Origin of the sequence: Micromonospora sp. D75 (assembly GCF_018070405.1) — a bacterium.
Classification (GTDB): Bacteria; Actinomycetota; Actinomycetes; order Mycobacteriales; family Micromonosporaceae; genus Micromonospora; species Micromonospora chalcea.
Window position 1 is genome coordinate 1 of sequence record NZ_JAGPXV010000323.1, and the last position, 6633, is coordinate 6633.

At 74.4% G+C, this 6633-nt stretch carries 9 protein-coding genes; 5 read left to right on the forward strand and 4 right to left on the reverse strand.

All coding sequences use genetic code 11. The features are described 5' to 3' along the window. Window positions 1-682: AMP-binding protein (locus KBX39_RS19165; RefSeq protein ID WP_210871816.1), on the reverse strand; the 682-nt coding region annotated here is incomplete at its 3' end. A gap of 111 nt (window positions 683-793) precedes the next feature. Here KBX39_RS19165 and KBX39_RS19170 point away from each other — a divergent pair. After that, a complete protein-coding gene (locus KBX39_RS19170) occupies window positions 794-1921 on the forward strand; it encodes a CaiB/BaiF CoA-transferase family protein (protein ID WP_210871818.1) in 1128 nt (375 codons plus the stop codon). Window positions 1922-1934: 13 nt separating this feature from the next. On the opposite strand, the gene KBX39_RS19175 is transcribed toward KBX39_RS19170, so the two are convergent. Together KBX39_RS19175 and KBX39_RS19180 are read right to left on the reverse strand one after the other, a co-directional pair. Then, complete coding sequence (locus KBX39_RS19175) at window positions 1935-2351, reverse strand: ASCH domain-containing protein (RefSeq protein WP_210871820.1); 417 nt, start codon at window positions 2349-2351, stop codon at window positions 1935-1937. A gap of 67 nt (window positions 2352-2418) precedes the next feature. After that, window positions 2419-3297, reverse strand: coding sequence for a S9 family peptidase (locus KBX39_RS19180; protein WP_210871822.1), 879 nt, complete (start codon window positions 3295-3297; stop codon window positions 2419-2421). A gap of 108 nt (window positions 3298-3405) precedes the next feature. Here KBX39_RS19180 and KBX39_RS19185 point away from each other — a divergent pair, with 108 nt between their 5' ends. Beyond that, on the forward strand, window positions 3406-3942 hold the full coding sequence (locus KBX39_RS19185; protein ID WP_064446059.1) for a GNAT family N-acetyltransferase: 537 nt from the start codon (window positions 3406-3408) through the stop codon (window positions 3940-3942). Between the two features lies 1 nt (window position 3943). Here the strand turns inward: KBX39_RS19185 and KBX39_RS19190 are convergent, their stop codons facing one another. Beyond that, window positions 3944-4354 (reverse strand): MmcQ/YjbR family DNA-binding protein, encoded by a 411-nt coding sequence (locus tag KBX39_RS19190; RefSeq protein WP_043324249.1) that lies wholly within the window; start codon window positions 4352-4354, stop codon window positions 3944-3946. A gap of 162 nt (window positions 4355-4516) precedes the next feature. On the opposite strand from KBX39_RS19190, the gene KBX39_RS19195 reads away from it, so the two are divergent. The 3 genes from KBX39_RS19195 to KBX39_RS19205 form a co-directional block, all read left to right on the forward strand. Next, entirely contained in the window at window positions 4517-5632 is a 1116-nt protein-coding gene (locus KBX39_RS19195; protein ID WP_210871824.1) for an exo-alpha-sialidase, read from the forward strand. Further along, entirely contained in the window at window positions 5629-5925 is a 297-nt protein-coding gene (locus KBX39_RS19200) for a MoaD/ThiS family protein (RefSeq protein WP_064446057.1), read from the forward strand. The genes KBX39_RS19195 and KBX39_RS19200 overlap by 4 nt, the downstream gene beginning before the upstream one ends. Window positions 5926-5973: 48 nt before the next feature. After that, window positions 5974-6633 (forward strand): beta-propeller domain-containing protein (locus KBX39_RS19205; RefSeq protein ID WP_247660361.1); only part of this gene is annotated, 660 nt, incomplete at its 3' end.

Here is a 6633-nt window from a genome sequence, read left to right on the forward strand (position 1 = left end):
CGATCCGCGACCAGATCGTGGGTACGCCGAAGTACAGCGAGCCGCCCGCCGCCGCGTACCGCTCGGGGTGGGGACGGCCGACGTGGCGCAGGCGGCTGCCGACGCGCAGCGGGCCGAGCACGCCCAGCACCAGCCCGTGCACGTGGAACAGCGGCAGCCCGTGCACCAGCACGTCGTCCGGTGTCCAGGCCCAGGCGTCTGCGAGCCCGTCCAGGCAGGCGGCGACCGCGCGGCGGGACAGCACCGCGCCCTTGGGCGCGCCGGTGGTGCCGCTGGTGTAGAGGATCAGCGCGGTGGCCGCCGGGTCGGGCTCGGGATGGCTGGTGTCCGAGCGCCGGGCCAGATCCAGCGGCACGAGCGGCGGCGAATGGGCTTCCCGCGTGCCCGGCGCCGCCAGCAGCACCTCCGCGCCGGAGTCGCGCAGGATGTGGTCGCGTTCCATCGGCCCGGCGTCGGGCGGCACCGGCACCACCGCCGCGCCCGCGAGCAGCCCGCCGACCACGCCGACCACCGTCTCCAGAGTCGCCGTCGCGGGCACCGCCACCCGGGCCGCTCCGCGCAGGTCGTCGGCGACCGCGGCGGCCGCCCGGCGCAGCTCCACCCAGGACAGCGAGCGGTCCTGCACCCGGATCGCGCCCGGGCGCCCGTCGGTGGCCTCGGCGAGCCGGCTGAGCAGCGGCACGGGCACCCCTTTCCGGTACGTCCCTGACGTGACCGTAGCCGGACGGGCCACCCCGGCCGGGTGGGCCGTCAGGAATGTGTCATCGTGGTCGGCGGCGAGAGAGGGGTCGGCATGTCGGGTCCGTTGCACGGGGTGCTGGTCGCCGACTTCTCCCGGATCCTCGCCGGGCCGTACGCGACGATGCTCCTGGCGGACCTCGGCGCGGACGTGGTCAAGGTGGAGTCGCCGGGCGGCGACGACACCCGCGGCTGGCGGCCCCCGGTCCGCGACGACGTCTCCACCTACTACCTGGCGGTCAACCGCAACAAGCGCTCACTGGTGCTCGACCTGACCGACCCCGGCGACCTGACGCTGGCGCACCGGCTGGCCGACCGGGCCGACGTGCTGATCCAGAACTTCCGTCCGGGCGCGCTGCGCCGCTTCGGCCTCGACCACGACACGCTCACCGCCCGCAACGCCCGCCTGGTGTACGCCTCGATCAGCGGCTTCGGCGCCGCCGGGGGTGCCGACCTGCCCGGGTACGACCTCATGGTGCAGGCCGCCGCCGGGCTGATGAGCCTCACCGGGGACGCCGACGGCCCGCCCTACAAGGCCGGTGTCGCGGTGTTCGACGTGATCGCCGGGCTGCACGCGGCGGTCGGGATCCTGGCCGCGCTGCGGCACCGCGAGGAGACCGGGCGCGGGCAGCACGTCACGGTGGACCTGCTCTCGTCGGCGCTGTCCGGGCTGGTCAACCACACCAGCGCGCACGTGGCCGGGGCCGCGCAGCCGCACCGGATGGGCAACGCGCATCCGAGCATCGTGCCGTACGAGCCGCTGCCCACCGCCGACGGCGAACTGGTGGTGATCGCCGGCAACGACGCGCAGTTCCGTACCCTCTGCCGGGTGCTGGGCGTGCCGGAACTGGCCGGCGACGCGCGGTTCCGGCGCAACGCCGACCGCGTCGCGCACCGCGACGAGCTGCGGCCGCTGCTGGTGGCGGCGCTGTCCCGGCGCGGCAGCGCGGAGTGGTTCGGCGAGCTGCGCGCGGCGGGCGTGCCGTGCAGCCCGATCAACTCGGTGGCCGAGGGCGTGGCGCTGGCGCAGGGGCTGGGCCTGGAGCCGGTGGCGACGACCGGCGGCGTGCCGGGGATCCGCAACCCGATCGGCCTGTCCGGCACCCCGCCGCGCTACGAGCTGCCGCCCCCGCAGCTGGACGAGCACGGCGACCAGCTGCGCGCCTGGCTCGCCGCCCCCTGAGCCGGGCGCGCGGTCAGAGCGTCTCGACCAGGCGGAAGCGTTCCAGCACGGCCATGCTGTCGTCGTCGACGGTGAACGCCGGGTCGCCGAGCCAGCCGCGGTAGTCCTCGCCGTGCCAGAACCGCTCGTGGCCGGCCCGCCAGGCGGCGACCGACTCGTAGCCCTCGCCCTCGTCCCGCGCGTGGTCGAGATCGACGTCGCCGAGGCGGGCGACGCGGACCTCGACCAGCTCGATCACCGCCACGGGCCGGCCGTCGGAGTCGATCACCGCCGAGCGGGTACCGACGGCCGGCAGTGGCTCGCCGTCGATCTCGTAGTCCTGGACCAGCGCGGTAGTGGTGCTCTTGCTCCCGTCGAGCACCGCGGCGACGAGCTGGTCGCGCAGCGGGCCGGGGAAGGCGAACTCGAACGTGGGCAGCGCGGCATCCATGCCCGGCAGGCTAGCCGTCGGCGGCGGCGCGGCGCGCGGAGAATTGGAGGCGGAACCGGCAGCCCGCTCAGCCGGCCGGCGGCAGCAGGCGGTCCAGCCAGCCCAACAGCACCCGCTCGTACTGCGGGCTGACGCTGTCCAGGTCCTCACCCTCGCCGAGCGTGGGCGCGTGGTCGCAGCCCGCCAGCCGGGCCACCGTCAGCTCGGCGTCGCGGGCCGCCCGCCGCCACACCTCGAGGCTGTCCTCGATCGGGATCCAGGCGTCCGTCTCGCCCCAGCAGAGCAGCACCGGGCAGGTCAGCCGCGCCAGCACCGGCGCCGGGTCGTAGTCCATGTCGGTCCACGTGCCGGGCGTGGCGGGCAGTTCCTCGGGCAGGGACGCCAGTGGGAACCAGGGGTGGCGCACGGCGACGTCCAGCTCCGCCTGCGCCACCGCGCGTGGCACGTCGCCGCGCAGGTAGTCCTCGGCGAGCGCGCGCAGCCGGGTCAGCTCCACCACGTCGGCCGGCCCGTACCCGTGCCGGCGCAACTGCTCAGCGGTGCCGTAGCGCATCTGCCTCGCGGGGCTCACCCCGCTGCAACCGACCAGGACCAGGAAGTCGCCCGGGTGCCGGGTGGCGGTCAGCACCGCCGCCCACGCGCCCTGGCTGAACCCCCACAACCCGACCGGGACCGCCCCGACGTGCCGGCGCAGCTCGGTGAGCGCGGCGGAGGCGTCGTCGGCCTGGTCGGCCAGCGGCACGTCGTGCCCGTCGACGCGGGGGCGGCGGTCGTAGCGCAGCACCGCGATCCCGGCCCTGGGCAGCAGCCGGGCCAGGTGCGCGTACAGGAAGTGGGAACGCTGCCCGGCGTGCGAGCCGTGCAGCACCACCAGGCCTCCCCGTACCGGCGCGGCCGGCAGGTCGAGGACCGCGGGCAGGCCCGCCGTGCCGATCGTCGTCTCCATGCCGGGCAGTGAACCACCAGCCGTCCCGCCCCGTGGTCCCGGCCGCCGGCCGCGACGCCCGCGTGCGTACGCTGACCAGGTACGCAGCCGCGACCGTGGAGAACCGCCATGACCAGCCCCGCATCCCGTACCGTCCGGGTCGCCCGCCCCGGCGACGTGGCCGCCCTCGTCGACCTGATCGAGTCGGCGTACCGGGGTGAGCGCAGCCGGCAGGGCTGGACCCACGAGGCGGACCTGCTGGCCGGGCAGCGCACCGACCCGGACATGGTCGCCTCGGCGGTCACCGCCCCGGACGGCGTGGTGCTGGTCGCCGAGCAGGACGGTGACCTGCTCGCCTGCTGCCAGCTGGAACGCCGCGACGACCACGTCTACTTCGGGATGTTCGCGGTGGCCCCCGGCCGGCAGGGCGGCGGCCTGGGCCGGGAGCTGCTGGCCGAGGCCGAGCGGTACGCGACGCAGCAGTGGCACGCCGGTGAGATGCGGATGACCGTGATCGTCCAGCGCGACGACCTGATCGCCTGGTACGAGCGGCGTGGCTACGTCCGCACCGGCGAGCTGAGCCCGTTCCCGTACGGCGACGAGCGCTTCGGCGTGCCGCTGCGGCCGGACCTGGCGTTCGAGACGCTGCGCAAGAAGCTCGGCTGACTCAACCGGGCCGGTCGACCAGCGCCACGAGCTTCTTCGGGGCCAGCACGCAGTAGCTCTCGGTGAGCAGCTCGGCGACCTCGGTCCAGTCCGTGTCCGCGTCGAGCCGCAGGCCGACCACGTCGGCGGCCCAGTCCGGCTTGAAGAAGTGCGGCCCGGCCGCGAGCAGCCCGGCGATCTCGTCGCCGGGGGAGCGGAACGTCATCACGCACACCGGCTCGTCGGTCGCCGCCGCCCGCGCGTACGCGGCCTGGTGGCCGGGGTCGACGGTGAGCACGTGGGCGAACGTGCGGCCGCGCACCCGCCACCGCACACCCACCCAGGCCGGCTCCTCGTAGGCGTCGGGCAGGCCGAGGCAGACCGGGCGCAGGCGGTCGAGGTGCTCGGGCGGAACGTCTCCGGGACCGGTCATGCCCGCACGCTAGCCGCAGCCCCCGACATTCCCGCCGTACCGGCGTGGCGCCCGGCCGCCGCGCGTCCGGCGGAGAAATGTCAAGCCTGGGAGTACCACGACGATGAGTTTCGGCGAGGCCCGCGGTCAGTGCAGGGAAGACACCTGGATGGAGGACGAGACATGAGCGGCGTACGGGTACTTGTCGGCACGCGCAAGGGCGCGTTCATTCTGACGTCGGACGGCAAGCGCGACAACTGGACCGTCGACGGACCGCACTTCGGCGGATGGGAGATCTACCACCTCACAGGTTCACCCGTCGAACCGGACCGGCTCTACGCGTCCCAGTCCGGCGGCTGGTTCGGGCAGCTGATCCAGCGTTCGGACGACGGCGGCCGGAACTGGACGACAGTCGGCAACGACTTCGCCTACAGCGGCGAGGTCGGGCAGCACCTCTGGTACGACGGCACCCCGCGCCCGTGGGAGTTCAAGCGGATCTGGCACCTGGAGCCGTCCCGCCACGACCCGGACACCGTGTACGCGGGCGGTGAGGACGCCGCGCTCTACCTGTCCACCGACGGCGGCCAGAAGTGGTCCGAGCTGACCGCGCTGCGGCAGCACCCGACCGGCCCGTCCTGGCAGCCCGGCGCGGGCGGGATGTGCCTGCACACGATCATCCTCGACGCGGCCGACCGGGACCGGATCTACGTCGCGATCTCGGCGGCGGGCGCGTTCCGCAGCGACGACGGCGGCGCGAGCTGGCTGCCGATCAACAAGGGACTTCGTTCCGGCGAGATCCCCGACACCGACTCCGAGGTGGGGCACTGCGTGCACCGCCTCGCCCAGCACCCGTCCCGGCCGGACACGCTGTTCATGCAGAAGCACTGGGACGTCATGCGCACCGACGACGCCGGCGGCAACTGGCGGGAGATCAGCGGCGACCTGCCGACGGACTTCGGCTTCCCGATCGCGGTGCACGCGCACGAGCCGGAGACGGTCTACGTGGTGCCGATCACCAGCGACTCGCTGCACTACCCGCCGGAGGGCAAGCTGCGCGTCTACCGCAGCCGTACCGGCGGTGAGCACTGGGAGCCGCTGACCGAAGGGCTGCCGCAGTCGCACTGCTACGTCAACGTGCTGCGCGACGCGATGGCCGTCGACACGCTCGACCCCTGCGGGATCTACTTCGGCACCAACGGCGGTCAGGTCTATCACTCGGCCGACGGCGGCGATACCTGGGCGCCGATCGTGCGTGACCTGCCGGGCGTGCTCTCGGTCGAGGTCCAGGTGCTGCCGTGATCCGGGTGGTGTTACCGGCGCACCTGAAGAACCTGGCGCACGTCACCGGCGAGGTACGCGTCGAGGTGGCCGGGCCGCCCACCCAGCGGGAGGTGCTCGACGCGCTGGAGGCCGCGTACCCGATGCTGCTCGGCACGATCCGCGACCGGCACAGCGGGAAGCGCCGGCCGTTCGTCCGCTTCTACGCCTGCGAGCTGGACCTGTCGAACGAGTCGCCGGACGATCCGCTGCCCGAGGAGGTCGTCAAGGGCAAGGAGCCGTTCATCGTGCTCGGCGCGATGGCCGGCGGCTGAGCGCGTTCGGCCGGGAACCGTGCTCGCTGCGGCCACGTCTGACGGCCCATGACCTTTCGCAGATTCCGGACGATCGGATGGACGATGGCCGCCGCGCTGGCCCTCGGTGGCTGCACCGCGTCACCCTCGGCCGATCCGCCGCCCACCGGCCGGCCCGTTCCGGCCGGTGGGTTGCGGCTCGTCGCGTTCGACTCCTGCGACGAGGCGCTACGGCAGATCCGGGCGGCCGCTCGGGCGGCGGTGGGACCGTGGGGTCTCGGGCCGGGCCGCGACCTGCTCCGGTTCGGCGCGGAGGCCGGGGCCGACAGCGGCGCCCAGAAGGCGGCCGGGCCGGCGTCCACTCCGGACTTCTCCGGGACGAACGTGCACGAGGCCGGCGTGGACGAGCCGGACCTGGTCAAGACCGACGGCCGGCGCATCGTCACGTACGGCCGGGGCGTGCTGTCGGTCGTCGACCCGGCGACCCGCCGGCAGACCGGCCGGCTGGCGCTCGATCCGGCCGCCGACCGGTTCTCCGGGCAGGAGGGCAGCCTGCTGCTGCACGGGGACCGCGCGCTCGTGCTGCTGCGCGCCGGAAGGGTCCCCGAGTCCACGGTGCCCGGTCGGCGTCCCGCACCCGGCGTGGTCGGGCAGGCCCGGCTGGTCCTGGTCGACCTCGCCGCAGCGCCGCGCGTCGTCGGCGAGTACCGGATCGACGGCCGGATGGTC